This window comes from Lentilactobacillus parakefiri (assembly GCF_002157585.1).
GTDB lineage: Bacteria > Bacillota > Bacilli > Lactobacillales > Lactobacillaceae > Lentilactobacillus > Lentilactobacillus parakefiri.
Genome location: NZ_BDGB01000161.1, coordinates 92,925 through 114,331, shown reverse-complemented (window position 1 = coordinate 114,331; position 21,407 = coordinate 92,925). Strand labels below are relative to the sequence as shown.

General features: G+C 42.7%; 12 protein-coding genes and 3 pseudogenes. 13 read left to right on the top strand and 2 right to left on the bottom strand.

The window, feature by feature from the left end; all coding sequences use genetic code 11:
• Nucleotides 1-327 precede the first annotated feature (327 nt).
• The 6 genes from LPKJCM_RS12670 to LPKJCM_RS12645 all read left to right on the top strand — a co-directional run bounded on the left by LPKJCM_RS12670 (nucleotide 328) and on the right by LPKJCM_RS12645 (nucleotide 4,004).
• Complete coding sequence (locus tag LPKJCM_RS12670; RefSeq protein WP_057961886.1) at nucleotides 328-1,926, top strand: leucine-rich repeat domain-containing protein; 1,599 nt, start codon at nucleotides 328-330, stop codon at nucleotides 1,924-1,926.
• A gap of 124 nt (nucleotides 1,927-2,050) precedes the next feature.
• A complete protein-coding gene (locus LPKJCM_RS12665; RefSeq protein WP_057961885.1) occupies nucleotides 2,051-2,500 on the top strand; it encodes a hypothetical protein in 450 nt (149 codons plus the stop codon).
• A 15-nt stretch (nucleotides 2,501-2,515) separates the two neighbouring features.
• The gene (locus tag LPKJCM_RS12660; protein WP_057961884.1) at nucleotides 2,516-2,914 is read left to right on the top strand and encodes a hypothetical protein; all 399 of its coding nucleotides are present in this window, start codon (nucleotides 2,516-2,518) and stop codon (nucleotides 2,912-2,914) included.
• 35 nt (nucleotides 2,915-2,949) lie between these two features.
• Nucleotides 2,950-3,300, top strand: coding sequence for a hypothetical protein (locus tag LPKJCM_RS12655; protein WP_057961883.1), 351 nt, complete (start codon nucleotides 2,950-2,952; stop codon nucleotides 3,298-3,300).
• A gap of 99 nt (nucleotides 3,301-3,399) precedes the next feature.
• Nucleotides 3,400-3,672 (top strand): AbrB/MazE/SpoVT family DNA-binding domain-containing protein, encoded by a 273-nt coding sequence (locus LPKJCM_RS12650; RefSeq protein WP_057961882.1) that lies wholly within the window; start codon nucleotides 3,400-3,402, stop codon nucleotides 3,670-3,672.
• Nucleotides 3,666-4,004, top strand: a complete 339-nt coding sequence (locus LPKJCM_RS12645; RefSeq protein WP_057961881.1) for a type II toxin-antitoxin system PemK/MazF family toxin — start codon at nucleotides 3,666-3,668, stop codon at nucleotides 4,002-4,004. Before LPKJCM_RS12650 ends, LPKJCM_RS12645 begins: the two co-directional genes overlap by 7 nt.
• Nucleotides 4,005-4,115: 111 nt before the next feature.
• Here LPKJCM_RS12645 and LPKJCM_RS12640 read toward each other — a convergent pair whose 3' ends face one another.
• A complete protein-coding gene (locus LPKJCM_RS12640; RefSeq protein WP_057961880.1) occupies nucleotides 4,116-4,688 on the bottom strand; it encodes an SOS response-associated peptidase family protein in 573 nt (190 codons plus the stop codon).
• Between the two features lie 220 nt (nucleotides 4,689-4,908).
• Between LPKJCM_RS12640 and LPKJCM_RS12635 the strand changes: the two genes are divergently transcribed.
• From LPKJCM_RS12635 to LPKJCM_RS12610, 7 genes and pseudogenes are all read left to right on the top strand, one after another.
• The gene (locus LPKJCM_RS12635) at nucleotides 4,909-5,184 is read left to right on the top strand and encodes a type II toxin-antitoxin system PrlF family antitoxin (RefSeq protein WP_057961879.1); all 276 of its coding nucleotides are present in this window, start codon (nucleotides 4,909-4,911) and stop codon (nucleotides 5,182-5,184) included.
• Between the two features lie 50 nt (nucleotides 5,185-5,234).
• A pseudogene (locus tag LPKJCM_RS13980) lies at nucleotides 5,235-5,318 on the top strand (hypothetical protein); the annotation flags it as partial.
• A gap of 243 nt (nucleotides 5,319-5,561) precedes the next feature.
• On the top strand, nucleotides 5,562-13,946 hold the full coding sequence (locus LPKJCM_RS12630) for an LPXTG cell wall anchor domain-containing protein (protein ID WP_087069688.1): 8,385 nt from the start codon (nucleotides 5,562-5,564) through the stop codon (nucleotides 13,944-13,946).
• A gap of 585 nt (nucleotides 13,947-14,531) precedes the next feature.
• Nucleotides 14,532-15,560: a ketopantoate reductase family protein gene (locus tag LPKJCM_RS12625; RefSeq protein WP_057961878.1), complete on the top strand. Its 1,029-nt coding sequence runs from the start codon at nucleotides 14,532-14,534 to the stop codon at nucleotides 15,558-15,560.
• A 435-nt stretch (nucleotides 15,561-15,995) separates the two neighbouring features.
• Nucleotides 15,996-17,733, top strand: a pseudogene (locus LPKJCM_RS12620) (ABC transporter ATP-binding protein).
• A pseudogene (locus tag LPKJCM_RS12615) lies at nucleotides 17,733-19,618 on the top strand (ABC transporter ATP-binding protein). The pseudogenes LPKJCM_RS12620 and LPKJCM_RS12615 overlap by 1 nt, the downstream one beginning before the upstream one ends.
• Nucleotides 19,619-19,631: 13 nt before the next feature.
• A complete protein-coding gene (locus tag LPKJCM_RS12610; RefSeq protein WP_057961877.1) occupies nucleotides 19,632-20,555 on the top strand; it encodes a hypothetical protein in 924 nt (307 codons plus the stop codon).
• Nucleotides 20,556-20,622: 67 nt separating this feature from the next.
• Here LPKJCM_RS12610 and LPKJCM_RS12605 read toward each other — a convergent pair whose 3' ends face one another.
• Nucleotides 20,623-21,330 carry a TraX family protein gene (locus LPKJCM_RS12605; RefSeq protein ID WP_225364205.1) on the bottom strand — a complete coding sequence of 236 codons (708 nt, stop codon included), beginning with the start codon at nucleotides 21,328-21,330 and terminating at the stop codon, nucleotides 20,623-20,625.
• Nucleotides 21,331-21,407: the final 77 nt, after the last annotated feature.

Here is a 21,407-nt window from a genome sequence, read left to right as displayed (position 1 = left end):
TTTACCAGTGCTTTATTGTATTGAAAGGTTAGATTTCAAACTTGGTACCCAAGCTCATTATTATTGAAATGTATGGATAGGAAAGATCTCAATAACAAAATTGAGGTCTTTTTTCGTCGGTGAATAAAATGTGTATTTTACCTCCTAAAATTATCACATATAGAATAATCAATATTTTATTAATAACAAAAGTTACTAATTATGAACAAAAACCGAAAAATGTGTGAATAATTGCACCACAGCAACATTCTGAACACAAATTCTGATATTCTAAAGCCGTAGAAAAGAAGCGGAATCGACTCACGAAATTTCAAGGAGGACAATTTCATGAAGCCAAAACGAATTATATTAGGATTGTTGTGTGCAGGTATTATTCTTGGAGGAGGATTGTCAGCACAGGTTGTGAATGCTGACATAACTAATTCTGAGACTCGAATACAGAACCAACAAGAAATGAACATTGTAGAGTTAAAGCAGGGCGATGTTGAAATGCAAGGGGATACAATCATAGGTGTGATAAGCCATACTGTTGCTCAGAAGCTGATAGATGGTGGGAAGCTTGTTATTCCGAAAGGATTAGCCACTGGGATTGGACACCATGCCTTCGCCCTGCATCAGCTTGAAGCAGTGGCAGGCCATGTTGGGCGGCCGGGAATCACTTCAGTATCTGGTCCAGGAATTGTTCGAATAGATCCCTATGCATTTCACGGAAATCAAATTAAATCAATTGAATTACCGTCGGTAATAGATGTTGGTCCTGCTGCATTTGAAAGCAATCAAATTCAATCATTAGATTTGCCGTCAGCAATCATTGTTGGTTCTTACGCGTTTTACAATAATCAAATTAAATCACTTGAATTGCCATCAGCAACAAATGTTGAGGATCATGCGTTTGCATACAATCAAATTAAATCACTAGATTTGCCTTCGTTAACGGAGGTTGGGAGACGGGCATTTAATAACAACGAATTATATGATATTAGTCTGCCAAACAAGGTCTCAATTACAGACCATGCATTCATGGAACAATATAATGATGACCGACGAAAATCAGAAGCAACTAAAATCGACCCAATGAAATTTTCAGACGTTCTGGAATCACAAAAACTATCATTCAAGATAGGTGGAGTCGAACAATTAACACCAGAAAATATCAACATTAAAGCACGAGGTGTCACGGTTGATAATGACAAGCAAACTATCTCTAATCCAAAAAAGGTAAATCCTATTTATTTATCCATTGAAGCCCCGAGATTACAATATAGTATTCATTCTCAAATTAGTTTGACTGAAAAGCCACCGGTGACTCCTCCCGTGACTCCCCCAACGACGAATCCTGGTGGAGAAAATGAAAAAGAACCAGTAGACCCAACCCCACCAACGGATACTCCAACACTAACTGACCCAGTAGCCCCTGACAAGCCAACGGTGGAATCACCAAATTATGTGGACAAAAAGGGTTCAACAGTTCATGCAATTAAGGGGCTCTACATGTACAAGGCCGCCAACTTCATCAAGACTCAACGAATTGCTAAGTATCCGAAACAAAAACGGATTAATCGCCCAATGTTTGTAATCACAGACTATGCCCGTTCAAAAGGTGGCCCATTACGATATAAGTTAAAAGACGTCAACCATAACAGTAAATCGGCAGGAAAGATTGGTTATATTACCGCCAACCACAAATATGTTGTACCAGCATATTACCAATCAATGCCAAAGAATAAGCAGATTACTGTGATTGGTAAGAATGGAATTCACGCTTATAAGAATGAAACGCTAACAAAACGCACTAGGGCCTATAGAAAGGGGATCAACTTAACTGTTAAGAAGATTGTTAAGCACAATTTAACTACCCGGTATCAGTTAACCAATGGTGATTATGTCAGTGCAAATAAGAGGTTGGTTATTCAAGGCAGATACTAGGTTCAAATGGGAATCTCGATGAGAATCGAGATTTTTTTGATGAATTATAAAATATTTATTTTATCCAATTCTGATAGCAGTATAATTAGTTTGTTAATTATACTGTTAAAGGAGTAATACATGAATGAAAAAATGGAAGATATTGTTAGGAACAGTTGCCTTGTTTCTCGGATTATTATTTGTATCTGGTAGTCTGAATGTTGTTAGTGCATCTTCTCGTAACGTTCCATCTAACATGCGAGGATACTGGTACTACTACGAAGGGCATGGTAAGTATTATCGAATTAAATTTACTAAGCGCATGTTTTATTCCTGGGAATACAAAGGCCATGGTAGTTGGAGTATGCAACGGTTTGCGGTAAACGCCTATAAATCGCACCATAAAGGATGGTATACGATTGGAAGCCCCAAGAAAGAAATGGGTGCTCCAGAAATGTACAAGTATTCACCGAAAAAAATTAACGGACGACTTCATAAATCGCTTCAATTTAGAACTGGAACTATGTACTATCGATACTTTAAAACAAAAGTGCCACACAGCTTTAATAAGTTTGGGGTTCCATCTTGGTATTAAAGGAGGAGTAGTCAGGTGAAAACAAAAACGATGATCGCAACGGCGTTATTAACTGCTGGGTTAGGAATTGGTGCGCTAGGAACACCTGTAAGCGCTTCAAGTTGGCATGAAGGTTTACCATCTATCTTGCGTCATACCAAATGGTACCAAGCAAAACACCCAAGTTATAAGTTGACTTTTGGTAGTCAAAGCTTCGCCTTCTGGGGTCCAACTGGTGGGGCAAGGTTTGGGTTGCCAGAGAATAACGTCAAATATAAAGCCGTTAAGCGTCATCTTTATTTGGTGTACGCACATGATCGCTGGGGAAGCTTTAGTGGACGCTACTTTAAATATACTAACCGGCACAAACTGATTCAGTATGGATATTCTAAGGGATACACATCTGGAACTATCGTTTTTCATAGGTACTATTAATAAGAGTTAGCGACTCGCAACAAAGAGGTATTCAAATGAAGACAAAAAGAATTATCGCAACGGCTTTATTAACTGCTGGATTAGGATTAAGTGCTATCAGTACGAATGCTAATGCCTTAAGTTGGCATAAAGGAACACCACGGGTATTGAGAGGTTACTGGGATAATAATAAAGCTAAAGATGAGCTCCAAATAAGCAGCAAATTAATCTATGTGATCCCGTATGGTGGAGCATCAGTTTCTCCTGTAAAGTCAATTAAGTATCGATATGTTGGTTACCATACTTATCAGTACAAGCAGGGATTATATACCGGGAAAATTAAATTAAGTACCAATCATCACTATGTTAAATTCCAAGGAATATCTGGATTATTTGCTAAGAAGTAAGATCTTACTTATAAAATTTGAATTTTATAATTCCTTTCTCTTGACGCAGGTAGATACATTGTATATACTTTGCTTACCAAGAAGAGAGGTTGTATTTTTATGGCTAAGACTTTAAGTGAAGATGGCAAAACAAAATTGTCCAAGTGGGGCAACTCGAATGCTACCAGAATACCCAGAAACCTTGTTGAACAGTTGGGCTGGAAAGATAACGAGGATTTGTCTATTAATATCGAGAACAATTCTTTAGTTCTGAAACCAATCTCAGATCGCCCGAGCAATATCCATGAACTATTTGCTGGCTGGGAAGACGATGGAAAACGCGATACCGAAATAGATTGGGGAGAAAGTAAAGGTAATGAGCTGAAATGGTAAGACAGGGCGACATCTTTATGGTGAACTTTAATCCTAGTAAAGGACATGAACAAAAATCACAACGCCCAGCAATTGCATTGAGCAATGATCTTGTCACTGAAACGAGCAACATGACAATTGTTGCTCCAATCAGCAGTACTGCAAGACACTATCCAATGTATCATCGACTACAAACGACAACGAAAATCTATGGACAAGTGTTATTAGATCAAACCATTGCACTAGACTTAAATGCACGTGGCGTTGACGATCGTAGCGTTGTTGAGCATATTTTGAGACAAGAACTTAAAGATATCATTTACCAATACAGTTTGTTATTTGATATTGACTGATATATCCATAACAAGAAAGACACTTTGAAACCTGATTCCATACAGGTTGTAAGGTGTCTTTCTGCATTGAAGCCAAGAAATACGACAAATTAACATAATAAATCGAGGTGTTCATTCCACAGCCACTTTCTCTCTCGTCAACATCGGCATCGGCCGGGTTAAAAAGTCGTTTGCAAAACGATCATCCATCAGCCAAGCTCTAATCTCCGATTTCTTCAAAATCAATGGCATTCGGTTATGAATGACGCTGACGGAATCATTGGGTACGGTCGTCATTAAAATACTTTGCGGTGTCCCATCAAAAATATTATAGAAACCACCAATGTATAAAGGATCAGGTTGGTCCTTGTAATTGAACCAATACTTTTGTTTGTCAGGCGTCCATTCAAAAAAGCCGCTCGTCGGGTAAACACATCGGCGAGACTGGAACGATTTGGCGAACATCTTCTTCTCGGTAACCGACTCCGATCGTGCATTGATAATGAGTTGGCCCGTATGAAAGCCGGGGAAGCCCCACTTCATCGCCACGACTTGAACTTGTTGCTGCTTGGCAATGACCAGCGCAGTTTGATCGGATGGGAAGATTTCACCGGTTGTCGGCTCGTAGCCAGCTTGGGTTGCCAACTCATAAATTCGTGCGATTTCACTGTTACGTTTGGGTTCAAACATGTAACGTCCACACATTAGAATTTCCTCCTTAGAGACTAATTGTTAAAGTTATCTAGGATACGCCAATTCCACAATCTCAATATGGCATTGTTGAGTCATAAAATCAATTCCTTGTAATTATGAACCGTTGATTTGACCATAAATTTTATGGAAAGATGTCAAGTAGGCTTTACGGTTGGCTTACATTCTTCGTGTGAGGGATAATACACTTAAGGAAAAGTAAGGAGAAAATGTAATGGCAAAAAGTGATACTAACGTTGTGATTGTTTCAAAAATAACCGCAAACAACCAAGTCACAATTCCAAAAACGGTTCGTGAGGTTCTGAATGTACAAGCGTCAGATGAAATTGAATGGGAAGTAGGATTTGACGGACAAGTTACCGTCAAAAAGGCATCTCCTGAAGAAAGCGACTTTTGGAAAATAGTTGATGAACAAGAAGAGAAATATGGCAAAGTTGATACTCCTGAAGTAGATTGGGGTTCAGATGTCGGGTCGGAGGAGTTTGATTAATGATATTGAATCAAGGAGACGGTTTTTATTAACCTCAATCCTGCAAAGGGACTGAAATGAAGAAGCAACGACCACGCCTAGTTGTTAGTAATGATCAATATAATCGACACTTAGAAAATCCAAAGCTAAAGTAAAAAACTTTAACTTTGGATTTTTTTGTGAGTAGTGTTTCACAGCCAATTAAGCGATGAACAATATTTGAATCTTTTAAGGAAAAATCAGTATAAGACTGTTCAATGCTTAACGCCATGCTGTTTTGAACAAATCACCCAAACCCCACGCCTGTCAACAGATACAAAAAATACGGAATCTTCACAGTTTCTTCTTATATTGTCGATAAGAGACGGATACGATCAATCATATGGAGGAAGACAACAATGAAGAAAAGGACAAGCTTTTGGATACAAGCAATTGGCGTGTTGACGCTGGTTCTGGGGAATTTCTTTACTGCCGGGACCGCTTTAGCCGACGTGATTTCGACTAGGGAAGTTGTCGTCGATAACGCGAAATTGATTGATGATAAACGTGCATTAGTAACGAAATCAAAAGTTGGCGACTCCGCCAACTTGGCATTTGATTTGACAGTGGGCGGGCTATCACAGGCCGGCACTGTGAAATTTGACTATAATGCGGATTATTTCAAAGTGAAGCAGAAACAGTTCAAGTTTTCCAATGGTGACACTAAGGTCGTCGTTGACATTGATGGTAAAGAATCAACCATTTCATGGACCAACGCCATCGATAAAACCGACCTCGAGGTGATTTTGCCGGTGAAATTCAACCGGACGGTGAATGACCGCGAGTTGGACTTTGTAGTGGACGATGAAAAGATTAAGCTGCCGACTTTGACGGTGCTTGATGAAGATGAAAAAGTGAAGCAGGAAGAGACAACCAATCAGCCGGATGGCAACCTGCAGGATGACGACATCTTGAGGGAAGCCCTGGCTGACGAAAAGGCATCTGATGAGGCCCAATCTGCCCGTGAGGCACAAGAGGCCAAGAAGGAAGCCGAAGTTAAGACTGAAGAAGAAGCAGAACCAAAAAAGGAAACTGAAATTGATGAGAACTCTTCTCAAGCAGATGACGTTCAGCAGCCAAAGCAATCCAACAGTGAGAAAGCTGAAGCGCTGCTGAAAGAAAAACGTGAAGCTGATCAGAAGAAGGCTGAAGAAAATAGTCGTCAGGCGATTGAAGACAGTAAAAAAGCCGATCAGCAGGCACAAACTACTTCGCAAGCTGATTCTCAGGCAGTGAAGGCGACGGGGGAAACCAAGGAATCCCAGACGCCACAAACACCTGATGTATCGGACCTGGTGGGTAGTAAGGAAGCCGTAGCGGATGCTGATGATGCGGATGGTGAGGAACCGACTGCCAACACCTTGAAACGCAATCTACCAGTTAATGGCGTTTTCGATGTGAATGAAGGAAAGCGTGATATCACGTCTGCAATCAAAGCTGCTAAAAAGCCACAATTCTTTACCTCAATTGATTTTACCTATACAGATAAAGATGGTAAAACGCAAAACCAAAAAGTTCCTGCTGTGCTTGAGGAGATTATCGAACTTCCAGATATTCTTCGTGTTCATAAGAACATTGAAATTACCTATCTTTGGGATATTGATACCATCAAGGAGAACACCGACGTTGATATTCAGGATGGTGACTTTTACACCTTTGATCTTAAAGGGATGAAGTATAATTATGGCCAATCTAATCAGTTTGACGAATATATTAAGTATAATGGCCGAACAATTGGACGGTTCATCATGACACCTGGTGCCGATGAAGATACTCAGAAAGTTAAGATTATTTTTCTGCCTGGCAAATTAGAAGGTGTGACAAACATTGAGTACAAGGCCAAATTAAAGACTGAAATCAATGCGCACTCCGAAGAAATCTCGTTTGGGGAAACGACGGTTGGTGACAGTGGCATTGAGGTTGAAGAAGATCTCGTTTCAATTGAAAAAGTTGGTGACTTCCATGAGTCCAACGGCGTAACAGATTTAGATATGCTGGAGTGGACATCGACATTTAAGGTGAGGTATGGCAAGGAAGCCACTAATGTTGTTCTTCACGACAAATTCCACAGTGGCTACGAAACGGCTAACAAGAATGTGGACTATGTGTTCACCATCAAAACAGCTGATGGTAGTACTACGACGATCAATGACAAGGATAGCAACGACTATAAAATGATTGTGGGGAGTAGTCCATACTTTAATTTTAATGTTGGAAATTTAAAGTTACCGGACAATATTGTTGAGATTGAAGTTAAGATGATAACTCCCGTTACACGACCCGATTATGATCAATACAAGAATGAAGTTCGTGCCATAAAGGTAGAACTTGCGGGTGTAAAAGATGATGCCAAGACACTGTATGTTTTGGCGACTATAACCCGAAAGGACGATCAACTTAAAAAGACGGCCGATATTGATAAGGACGGAAACATTAAATATACGGTTTCTTTTGAGGTGAAACACGGTCAACAAAACATTGTGCTGAAAGATACTTTAAGCAACGCGGGATTTAACTTTAGTACTGATGAGAAGGACTATACGTTAAGCCCACATGTTGACAAATGGATGAATGGGAAACCGGTTATTAATGATCGGACGCTTACCATCAAATTTAGCGATGCAATCGTTCCAACGGATGAGGGAGCCTCACAAAGGTATACACTTACGTATACCATTAAACCGAAAGCAAATGTAATCGATCAAGATTACAAGATTACCAATACCGTTGAGATTAATGGGCAAAAGAAAGGTCATAAGCTTGACCCAACAATCAACAGTAAGAATAGCGTAAGTCTCGATTGGCAAAAAATGATGAGTTCATGGTCAATTCACGTTAACCAAATTAACAGAAAAGTTGATGGCTCATTCAAGATTACGGAACCCGTCAAAGGAAAAAATCTGAATTTCTTAGATTTTAAGAAGTTTTACGAAAGCTTTAATAATAATGCTGGGTTGACTAACGAAGTTAAGAATCATATCTCGTTTTCAAAGACGGCAAACGACCCAACTTGGGATTACAAAGTTGTGGGCGGTAAAACATATTGGACAGGTGATGAGGGCAATACTCAAGAAGCATTTAAAGTAACACTCTCTGGGAACCAGATTGACATTACCGTTCTAAATTTACCAAAGGATGAAAACTCATTTATTATTTATCTAAACAATGTTCCTTTGAATAAAGAAGAGATTTTAAAGGCAACTCCGGATGAATTGAAACAGATTTGTAATTACGCTGAAATAGATTACCAAGGCTCAGGAAAACCAACGGTGTCTACTTGTGTGGGCCAAGGAGATCAAATTCGGAAAAACATCTCCAAAGAAGGCCAGTTAGACAAAGACTTCCTCAACAATGGTCTCATCAACTGGACAACCCGCTTCAATTACCGTCAGTACCTGGGATCAGATGAATACGCTGCCTTGGTAACTAATGGAATTGATATCACTGATGAGGTGGGGCCGGACGTGATCAAGGATGTGACTGGGCATCCAACTAATAAAAACCTCCAAGATATTCAGGACCGCTTAAAAGAATCGCTAGTAGTTTCGTTGGCGAAAATCAATCTAAATGGTCGCGGAATTTCCGACACGCAGAAATTGACTGCAGATCAGTATGCGATTGATGTTGATATCAATGAAAACCACAAGGTGACCTTTAATCTGAAATTATCTGAAGAGGCTTACAAAAACATTTATCTGGATCATGAAAACGCAAACGGCGAAAGCGAAATTGGTAAACGGGTCTTCGAGCTGAAGTATCAATCAAAGGTTCAGAACTTTAAAGCTAATGAAGATACGACATATGAGCACCTCAAATCTTGGACATTTAATAATAAGGTCACAGCCGAATGGAAAAAGAATGCCGGAGATAAGGAAAAACACAGCCTCACCGCCAATGCTAGCGTATCCTATGCTGATAGTGGGTACCTGCTAAACAAGAGTGGGAAGCTGCTTAAAGACAACCTTGAATTAGATGAAGGTAATGGTCAAACCCGATCGGTTGGGGCGGTTAAATGGAGCCTGGCGATCAATGGGAATGGCTATGAACTTAAATCACCGGTCAAATTAGTCGATACACTTAGCGGTGGTCACTATCATCTGAAGACCAATGACGAACGTTACAAGCTAAAGATCTACGAAGCCAAACGTTCATTGGTGAATGGTAAAGTGGAATATTTCAAGATAGATGATAGTGCGTTAATTGAAGGACATGATTATGATGTTGTGTATTCAGACACCTTGAACACAATGACGATTAAAATGAAGAGCTCATACCAGGTAAAAACGCCATTGTTAGTTGAGTACCACACAGTGACTTCAAAAACAGTTGGCACCACCTACAGTAATGAAGTTAAACTGACAATTGCGTTAAAAGATTTCGAAGATAAGGAAGAAGTTCAGTCAAGCGCTGAAGTTGCGGGGCAGTATACAACTTTTGCGGCCAACATTAAGAAAGTTGATGCGGTCACTGGTGCGCCACTTGAAGGCGTCAAGTTCCAACTTCAAATGAAACGGAATGGTAGTTGGGAAAATGTTGGCGAACCCAAAGCCACCGACAAAGACGGCTTCGTGTCATTCGATGGCCTTTATGACAAACCAACTTACCAAATTGTTGAAGTTCAGGGACTTGAGAACTACGACGATAGATGGGTTTCAAAAGAATTTACGATTACTGATGCCCAAGAAGAAGCTGAAGATGGCAATGAGAACACTTATTGCATGACTGCGAAGAATCAGCGGACCAATGCTTTGAAGATCAAGAAAACGGTCGTAAATGCACTTGGTGTTCATAAAGATGCTGAGTTTGAATTCAAGGTGTATGCGACCGATAAGGATGGCAAGGTAGATACCGCGTTTAACGACGACTTTACGTACGATGTCGATGGTGCTGAGAGTGTTGTAACCTTTAAGGATGGTGTATCGACGAATCTCCGCAGGATTAAAGACGGTGAAGTGATTACCATTAAAGGATTACCACAGGACAAGTATTACCGGGTGATTGAATCAGCCAATGGCACTTATCGTGCAACTCATACGCTCGAAAACCTCACCACGGTCCAAGTAGATGGTAATGACGGCAACGAGACCGATACTTTCCAGATGCTTCAAGGTAAGGACGCTGCGGTGGGAATTGTTAAATTTACCAATGAAGAAAAGACCACTCACTTTGGCTTTTCCAAGCTGATTGAAGGGCCAAATGCGAATGCTGATAAGAACGAAGAATTTGAATTTATGATGAAAATCATGGATGCAAGTGGCAATGTCGATACCAGCTTTAAGGGTGAAGTCGAAGGCATTAAACACACTGCCAACGGGGATGCTGCTGTCAAATTTGATTTCACAAACGGTCAAGCCACTCATGTTAAGTACACCGATGGCAGTACTGACCAAATCAAATTGAAAACTGCTGAAAGTTACCGTAACATCAAGCTACCTGCTAACGTCAGGGTGAAAGTGTATGAAAAGCAGCATGACCGATACACTGAAGTTCATTATCAGGTTGGCGACGGCGATGAAAACGAAGCAGGCGACTCGGACGAAGACGGCTGGAAAGCTGCCGGGGCAGTCACTGCAGATAATTCAACTGTCAAATTTATTAACCGTCAAGTTGTGAACCAGTTTGAATTTGAGAAGATTGTTGCTGGTGATATGCCAGAGGGCGTCGTTGACTTCGAATTTGAAGTGAAGGCAAATGATGATGCCACTCGTAATGCGATTAAAGGTCAGAAATACAAAGCAGTTGTTAAAAACGCTAGTACTGACAGAATTATCAACAGTGGTGAGATCACATTTGACGATGAAGGTGCCGTAACTGAAATTGAGTATGGCGTAACTGGGATCAAGGAGATCACTCTTAAGGACAACGAGAAGTTGGTGATCCTTGGATTGCCAAAAGACGCAACCAAGTTTACAGTTACTGAATTAAGCAAGGGTCACTACGACACCAACACGCATGTTGATGGCGAGAAAAAGAAGAATGACAGCAAAGTTGCTGACATTGAATTGAACAGAGAAAATTTCCAGAACTCAATCCAGTTCGAAAATATTTCTCCTGACCTTGTTCCATTCACATTGCGAAAAACTGTTAGTGGTAGTCTTGCACCGGGAGACCACGACAAAGTATTTGAGTTCGTGTTAACCATCAAGAACCCACCTGCAAATTGGAAAGGCGCAAAAACTAAAGAATTTAAGGCGGACAATGCAAATGGCAAGATCACGTTTACTGAAGACAATGGCGTGTACAAATCTGAAACCATCAAATTGAAAGCTGATCAAGGCATCACCATCTATCTTTCAAAGGGCTTGCTGCTTGAAGCTCAAGAAACTAAAACTCACGGATTTGAAGTGACTCACAAATTTGGTAACCACAGTGAAGATGGCGATACTCATGAGTTGACGACTGACAAGAATATGTCTGACTTGATCTTCAATAACCATTCACTCACAACTGGGATCGAAGTCAAAAAGACTGTCAAAGGCGAAACGGCTGGGGACGAAGACTTCAACAAGCAGTTTAGATTTAGGGTTGAAGGAACCGATGAGAATGGCGGTAAATTAGACGGTGAGTTCACGCTTCGCAAATACGAAGTAAGTGGTAAATACACTGACGCACCCGTTTCGTTTAATGACAACAACATCATTGCGTTCAACCTCAAACACGACCAAAAAGCGCAAATCCTCGGCTTACCAATCAGCGCCAAAATTCAAGTAACCGAAACTGAGAAGAGCAGTGAAGGCTACGATCCGAGTTACAAAGTGAACGAAAACACCGAGAAGTCAGGAAATGTCGCAACTGAATTTGTGACGCAAGAAGACAAGATGGGGATGGTTCATTTCACCAACACCAAACCAACGCCTGAATCCACAAATTTGAAGGTCAAGAAAGTTCTTGCAGGCCCTGTGGATGATGAAGATAAAGACTTTGAGTTCGAGTTCCGCGTAATTGCGACGCCAAAAGCCGGCATTAGCGATCAACTTAACGGGACATTCAAGGCTGAGAAACTCGACCAGAATGGTGATACTACTGATGTTACCGTGGCATTTAAAGACGGCCAGGCTTCAATAGTTGGTAAGGACGATAGAGCTGAACCAATCACGCTCAAGGATCGCGAATCCCTTAACATCCTGGATCTGCCAACCGACTACAAGTACAACGTCAGTGAAAGAACCCGTTACCAACGCTTCATGTTTGAAACAACTTACAATGTTAACGATACGGCTGACAAAGTGGGTAACGAAACTGGTCAGTTCGCGCTGAAAGACGGTCAGCAAGGCACGGTGGTCTTTACCAACACCAAATTTGAAGCCGAAACAGCTGAGCTGAAGATTAGTAAGCATCTGGCAGGCGGCGGGATCATTGATGCTGACAAGAACAAGGCCTTCCAGTTCGTGATTGAATCAGATACAAGCGTTGACGGCGAATATGACGCCTTGTTAAATGGTTACGACAAAGTGAAGGTGAAATTCACTGATGGCAAAGCCACTGTCAACTTGAGGGCTGACGAAAACATCTTGATTTATGACTTGCCAAGTGAGCACAACACTTACACCGTTACTGAAATGAACGGGTCCGGCTTTAAGACGCAGTACCAACTCAACGGAACCCGTATGGAGAACGGCGTCAAGACCAAAGAATTCAAGTTAGTTGATAAAGACCGAGTAAACGTTGACTTCACCAACAGCAAGGAGACCCAAAAACTTGCCAGCCTGAAGATCAACAAGCAAATTACCGGTGATGGGCTGACAACCAGTGACCATGATCGTGACTTCAAGTTCCGAATTTACTCCGGCGCAACCGGTAAATTCAAGGCGACTAAGGTTGATCAACACGGCGACTCACACGAAATGACTGTGAAATTCGCTGACGGCCAATCCAATGTGATCACGTTGAAGGACAGCGAATCGTTGACAGTGACCGGATTGCCGATTGAATACACTTACGCGGTCGGCGAAGAATATGTTGATGGTTTTGCCCCAACTTATCGGGTAAATGGTGCCAAGGTTCAAGAAGGGATGACCACTCAAACCTTCAAATTAGCTGAAGATCAAAAGGGAACCGTTGACTTCATCAACACCAAGAACGGCGAAATGGAGCTGGGAATCCTGCCCGTAAGTAAATTTGTCAACGAATTGGGAGACAGAAGCCGCAAGTTTGAATTCCACATCGAAGTGACTGATGGGGCAAACAATCCACTTAACGGAACGTTTAAGACCCAGGTGACAACTAACGGTCAAGCTGTGGATGGATCGATTCAATTCAACGGCGGTAACGGCAGCTTCACGTTAACCCATGGCCAGTCGATTAAATTCTTCGTTCCACTTGGTGCAAAATATGAAGTGTCTGAAAAGGATTACTCAGCCGATGGCTATGTGACAACGGTTACCAAACGAACCGCGGTGATGAACAGTTCAACGGTTACCGGAACGGCTACCAAAGAGGACGACAGCATTGTTTACCACAACGATTTGGAAGACGATGAAGGCGAGTTGCCGTTACCTGGCGAAGACTTCGATGATGCTTCATCTGGAACCCTTGATTGGGATGACACCACCGGAACATCCGGCAAAACTGGCAGCCTCGACAGCCCGATGGGAATTCCGTCATCTGGGTATACCGGTAAATCAGCCTTACCGCAAACTGGGGAAGACAATAACACACTGCTGATGGTGATTGGGATGTTCTTACTGGTTGGGTTGCTAGGAACCGCAACAATTTACTACGCAAAGCGCAAGCAAGAGAAATGAGACTGGGACGATAGGCGTTTAGATCCCAGAGTTTAACGAGAAAGTGCAATCATTCCTGGTTTTGGAATGGTTGCACTTTCTCGTTAAACTCTGGGATCTGCCGTTTGTCGCAGCTTTTCGCAAGATAGAAGTGGTGATCAAAGTTGCCATTACAAACACACAAAGGGTTATGTCCTAGCCGCTTTTCTGACATCAGCATGTCAATTATTCACATTATTTTCTCAAAAAGTATTGACATACTCTAATCTAACTATCATAATACGAACTATCAATTTGAAAGAAGTTTTCTACAGGCTTATTGACAGAAAATCCATTCGGCGGCTGAGAGATGGTAATGAAATTGTAGATTGTGACTTTCATGCTTTACCCATAAATCGGTGAGCGCAAGTTAGCCGGTTTCGGACTTGTCCGTTAAAGCAAGCAACGAGTGGATACGAAAAGTGTCTATGAAGGTGGTACCGCGGCCAATTGTCGTCCTTTTGTCTTAGTGACAGAAGGGCGACTTTTTTGTACGCCGGGTTGCTTTAGTGGGATTGATAAACATTGTTGATTACATATTCTATTAATGGAGAGGAAGTTTTATTTATGAAATATACAGTATTAGGTGCAGGTGCAATGGGTTTGCGGTATGGTGTTTTGCTGCAGGAAGCCGGGTTTGATGTTGATTTTGTCGACACGTGGGAACCACAAGTTGAAACGGTCCACCAGCAGGGTGGTGTCTATGTCTCCCGTGATGGGCAAAATAAGCATCTTGTGCCAGTGAACGTCTACTATCCTGAAGAATATAACGGTGATCCGGATGTCTTGATTGTTTTCACCAAACAGTATCAGCTGGCCGACTTTTTGAAACGCTGTGCCCGTTTCTTCAATGATAAACAGTATGTCGTTACCTGTATGAACGGCATGGGCCACGTTGAAAAGCTTAATCAATACTTCCCCAAGGAACGATTACTAGGCGGGACGGCCTTAATTGGAACGGTTTTAAATAAAGCCGGTGATGTCGACTTTATCGGCCCTAAAGGTGCTGGTTCGATGAACATTGCTAATGAAACGGAGAAGCCTGACGAGATAACCCACCGAATTGTTGATGACTTTCAACAAGCAGGCCTTAATCCAAACTTAACGACCAATTTCCTAGGAACCTTAATGGCCAAAGTGGTCTTCAATTCCGTCATCAACACCCTTTGCACAATGTTCAAGATTCGCATGGGTGAGTATATCCAATCCCCAGTTGCCCAAAAGCTGGGGGTTCAACTGATTGATGAAGCCTTCGATGTTTGCGAACGTGCTGGGATCACCTTGCTGAACACCCGTCAGGAAGAGTGGGAAACTGTGAAGTACGTCAGCACCGTTTCCAACCCACTGCACTTCCCGTCAATGTATCAAGACATCTCAAAGAATCGCCAAACTGAAGTCGATTACATTAATGGCTACATCTACGATCTTGGTCTGAAGTATCATTATGAAGCCAAAACCCATGATTTCTTGAGAAACCTGGTTCACTTGGCTGAATTCTCCGGTACTTTTGATGTTGATGGTTACATGAAATCGGTGCTGGAAAAAGATCAGCAGAATGCCGTCAAGACACCTGAAGAGCATGTTGCGCAAGCTTAAATACTTTTAGCATTATATAGAAAGAATGGGACTGGACAATAATGATTGTCGTCTCACCTGTAACTTTATCGTTTCGAATATTCCATAGTAAAAACGTGGGACTTAAAGCAGTTTCCGGCCATATAAGCCAGCAATCCAAATATCCAAGCCCTGGATATTCGGATTGCTGGCTTATATTCTGAAAACTAACCGCTTTAAGTCCCACTCCCATTCTTTTTTCGACGTCATTGGAATAGGTGGAGAGCTTTGCCCGGAGTTAAATTTTGGGTTAACATTGCTGAAACCATTTGGAGAAAAGTCCATAATGTAATGTATCTGTTTTGTTTAATTATTTACCAACTTATCCTTGTATTTTAAATGTAAGAGCAGTGATATAGTTCGGTACCTAATTAAGTGCAAATTAACCTTAAAAACGAACCTGGAAGGAGTAGGAAAATGCTGAAAATTGCCAAAAACCGGATCTCGTACATGGCAGTTCTTGGGGCAGTGCTGTTCATGATCATTCAAGTGATTGCGAACTTGAATCTTCCCAGCCTGACCTCTGACATTGTTAATAACGGGGTTGCTAAAGGAGATATTGGCTATATTTGGAAAGTGGGCTTTGAAATGGCTGGCTTTTCACTCATTAGTATTCTCGCAGCGGTCTGCAACGTCTTTTTAGCCGCCCGAACCTCACAAAAGTTGGGGCAGAACTTGCGGAGTGACGTTTACCGAAAAGTCATCAATTTCTCAAAAGATGAATATGATCAGATTGAAACGTCATCATTAATTACCCGAACCACAAACGATGTGGTTCAGATTCAAAACGTAGCGATTATTATGCTGCGGATGATGCTGATGGCGCCGATTATGTTGATTGGTGCCAGCTTCTTGGCCTACACCAAGGATCATCAATTAACCATGATCTTTTTGGTTGTTTTGCCGGTGATGATTATATTTGTTGGTCTCCTACTCTACTTCTCAGTCCCATTATCTAGAGCCATGCAGACGAAGACCGATAAGATTAACCGAATCTTCCGAGAAGGCTTGACCGGGGTCCGGGTTATCCGGCGCATTTCGGCAGGATCAATTTGAACAAGACCGATTTGAATATGCCAACCGGGATTACACCGATAACGCCATCAAAGTCAACACAATTGTGGCTTTGGCGTTCCCGGTCATGACCTTAATCATGAGTGGTACCAACGTCGCGATTGTCTGGTTTGGTGCCAAGCTAATTGGTGCTCAATCAATGCAGGTTGGTAACCTGATTGCGTTTATGAGTTATGCGATGCAGATTTTGATGAGTTTCATGATGCTCTCAATGGTGTTTGTCTTCATCCCGCGGGCACAGGCCTCAGCTAAACGAATTCAAACCGTTCTTGCTTTGAAATCAACCATGAAGCAGGCGGAACATCCGGTAGCACTCGATCCTGATGCCAAGCAGCATGATTTGAAATTTGACCATGTTGAATATCGTTATCGCCAAGCTGAAATGCCGGCCTTAAGTGATATTGATTTTGAAGCCCATAGCGGCCAAACGGTGGCGATTATTGGTGGTACCGGTTCAGGGAAGACGACTTTGGTCAGCTTGATTCCGCGATTCTATGATGTGGATAAGGGCGAGATCGAGTTGGATGGTCACAACATTAATGACTTTTCGATGAAAGACCTGAGAGCCCAGGTTTCCTTTGTCCCACAAAAGGCGACGCTGTTCACTGGAACGATCCGTGACAATATGAAGTATGGCAATCCGGATGCCACCGACGACCAGATTTGGCATGCTTTGGAAATTGCCCGGGCCAAAGATTTCGTCGAAGAAGACCCGGCCGGACTCGATCTTCAGGTTGAGCAGGGTGGGGATAACTTCTCCGGCGGTCAAAAGCAGCGACTCGCTATTGCCCGTTCACTGGTTAAGCAAGCCGCCGTTTACGTCTTTGATGATTCCTTCTCTGCGTTGGACTTCAAGACTGATGCCGATTTACGGGCGGCCTTGCGGGCTGATAAACATATTCAGCAGAGTATTACCGTGATTGTGGCTCAACGAATTGCGACGGTTGCTGATGCCGACCTGATCTTAGTGCTTGATAACGGCAAGCTGGTTGGTAAGGGCACCCATGATGAATTGCGGGCTACCAACAAGGTTTACCAAGAAATTATTCACTCACAATTACGAGAGGAGGATGACAAATAATGGCTGATAAAGATAATGCACCACAACCTGCTAATCAAAATCATGGCGGTCGCGGCGGCTTTCAAGGTGTTGTTGAAAAGCCCCACAACTTCTGGGGCACCACTAAGCGATTGCTTGATTACATGCAGGATCGATTGATCGGTCTGATTCTGGTGTTCGCCTTTGCGATTATCAGTGTTATCTTCCAAATCCGAACACCCAAAATTTTGGGTGAAGCAACCACTGAAATTTTTAAAGGATTGATGAAGGGAAATGCCCAACAGAAAGCCGGCTTTAGCGTGGCTTCTCTGCCAATCAATTACGAAAAAATCGTTCAAATTATTCTCATCGTGATCGTGATGTATCTGGCTTCGGCCGTTTTCAGCTTTTTCCAGCAGTACATTATGACTCGAATTTCCCAAAACACGGTTTATAAGTTACGGCGGGATATGAAAGGCAAGATGCGGCTGGTGCCGATCAAGTACTACGATACCCATAGTAACGGTGATGTCATGAGTCGAGCCGTTAACGATATGGATAACATTGCCAGCACCCTCCAGCAAAGTTTAACCCAGGCGGTGACTAGTTTTGTAACGTTCATCGGAACTCTCTGGATGATGTTCACAATTAGCTGGAAGTTGACTTTGATTGCCCTGGTCACGATTCCATTGAGTCTCGTAATTGTGGGGATTGTTGCCCCACGATCACAGAAGTATTTTGCGGCCCAACAGAAGAGCCTTGGTTTGTTAAACAACCAAGTTGAAGAAAATTATGCCGGCCAGATTGTCCTCAAAAGTTTCAATAAAGAACAGGACACGATTGACCAGTTCGAAGTTCAAAATAAGAAGTATTATCAAGCTGCCTGGAAAGCCCAATTTATTTCCGGAATTATCATGCCGTTGATGATTTTCCTCAACAATATCGGCTATGTTTTCGTGGCCGTTGTCGGCGGGATTCAGGTTGCCAACGGAACGGTAACTCTTGGTAACGTTCAGGCCTTCCTGCAATATACCAACCAATTCTCCCAGCCAATTTCTCAACTTGCCAACCTGATGAACACCATTCAGTCGACGATTGCTTCAGCTGAGCGGGTGTTTGAAGTGATTGACGAAGAAGAAATGAAGAACACCAAAGCCGACCGACCAGTGGAAAAAGACACGGACAACCTGGTTGAATTGGAGCACGTTCAGTTTGGCTACACCGATGATGAACTGTTGATGAAGGATTATAACCTGGCCGTTAAACGCGGTCAGCAGGTCGCTATCGTCGGTCCAACCGGGGCTGGTAAGACGCGACCATCATCAACTTATTGGAGCGCTTCTACGACGTTAAAGGCGGCAGTATTCGCCTCAAAGGGGTCGATACCCGTGATCTGGATCGGGAAGACCTGCGTTCGCACTTTGCGATGGTGCTGCAGGACACTTGGCTGTTCACTGGGTCAATTTATGACAATATCAAATACGGCCGTGAAGATGCCACGAACGACGAAATTATCGAAGCCGCCAAGGCAGCCCATGTGGACGAATTTGTCCGCAAACTACCAGAGGGATACGACACGGTCTTAAATGAATCGGCTTCCAACATTTCTCAAGGCCAGCGTCAATTAGTTACCATTGCTCGGGCGTTCGTTGCCGATCCGGAAATTTTAATTTTGGATGAGGCCACCAGTTCAGTCGATACCCGGACCGAAGTTCAGATTCAGCACGCCATGAGCCAATTGTTGGAGAATCGGACCAGCTTTGTGGTTGCCCACAGATTATCGACGATTCAAAATGCCGATAACATTATCGTGATGAATCACGGCGCAGTGGTTGAAACCGGTACTCATAATGAACTGCTGGCCAAAAATGGTTTCTATGCCGATCTTTATAACAGTCAGTTCTCAGACGACGTGTCGTTCAACTAGGGAGGAGCTTACGATGAAAAAATTAATGCCTTTAGTCGTTGCTGCCGCCTCTTTAATGGTCATTTTGAGTGGCTGTGGCAAACCAACGTTGACGGTGTCTGATCACCATTTGAGTGCGAATGCTTTGGCGGTGACATTGAAGGGCAAAAGTAATCAAAAACAGGTTGATTACACTGTCAATGGCGGCACGAAGCAAACGGTTAAAACAAACAGCGGCGCATTCGTAATTAGTGTGCCAACCAAGAATTATCAACAAACGGTCAAATTAAGCACTGATGGCAAGCATCAAGTCGTTACGGTCGCCAAGACTAACGTAATTGGCAACTATCAAAAGATGCGGACGTCATACAACCAAGGATTGACCGGAGCAGCACTGCCAAAGAAGGATCAGCAACTAGCCCAATCAATGGCCAAACAAGGGGCCCAGCTGAAGAAAGAAGCCGCCGAGTTGAAAGCCACAAAAGCAACCGACATGGCAGCCATGCAGGCTAAAGCACAAAAAGCGGCTGCCCTTCAAAAGCAGGCAGCCAAATTGAAACAAACCCAGGAACAGCTTGCCCCAGCAATGAAGAAGGCCAAGGCAAGTGTCAGTGATCAGCTGTTACCAGCCAACCCCAAAGATGGTATCCACAATTTAATCGATACCAATAAGATGACCTTAAGAATCAATTTATCGGGGGATAAAGTCTTAGGAATCGCGATGATGGTGCCGGTTAATAGTCTGAAGCACAAAAAGGATCTAAAGCCGTTCATTATGTCGTTTTCAATTCTAACAAACAGCGTCGGCGCGAATGCCAAGCATGTTTTGAACAAATTCCAAAAGGAAGCCAAGGCCAAGAAGTCCAGTTCGACAACCGCACCGAAGTTCCATTCCAATGGGCTGTTGTTTAGCTTGGGGTACTCTACCAGTACTTTGTACATCTTTATTACTAAATAGGTTCTCTTCAATCAAAAATGAGACGCTATTTCCAATTAAATGGAAATCAGCGTCTCATTTTTTTAAGTTAGTAACGAACGCCCATCAGCCAAGCCAAAATATACAGTAGCCAAATGTGCAGTGGGTAAAAGGCGTAGAAGAAGCCTTTCATACTGCGACCGAGTTGACCGTTGTAGAAGTAAATGGGAATTACGGCCAGAAACATTAACCACTGGAAGTTGGTGGTGAACATGGCGGACACATTAAAGCCAGTTGATAAAATGGCAACGGCAATAATTGCCAGCATCTGCCAGTTGCGGTTCTTTCTTAAAAGATACATTAATGGTCCTAAGTAGAGCAGAATCCCATTTTCAGCAATTAACGGGCTGGGAAGCATTGATGCCAGACCAGTCAATATGGGATTTGTGTGCCAAGCCGCCAAGATTCCCATGGTAATTGCAGCAAAGATCAGCGGCAGCACGATGATGAAGAGCCCACCCCAAATTTTTGAGGCTTGATGTGATTGGCGCCCTTGGGAAAGGGTTTGAATGCCATACATCGTTAAGACACCAACGAATAAGTCACCAAAAATATTATTGATGAGGCCGAAGCTGCCAAGGCTAAAGGAACGCTGAAGAACGGCGTTACCAATCTGCATGATCCAAAAGCCGATTAACAGCCTCGACAGATAGCGTTTTTGGTTGTGAGTGTGAACAAAGCCTTCCACACTCAGGAAGAAAAAGATGGTCGCAACCGGTCGTCCGAACCAATCGACCCAGTCGGGGGACCCCTGCACCAGCGAACATTTCGTGGACGTGGTCGACAAACATCAGGACGATCCCAATAACTTTGATATCAAAGTTGGTGATGCCA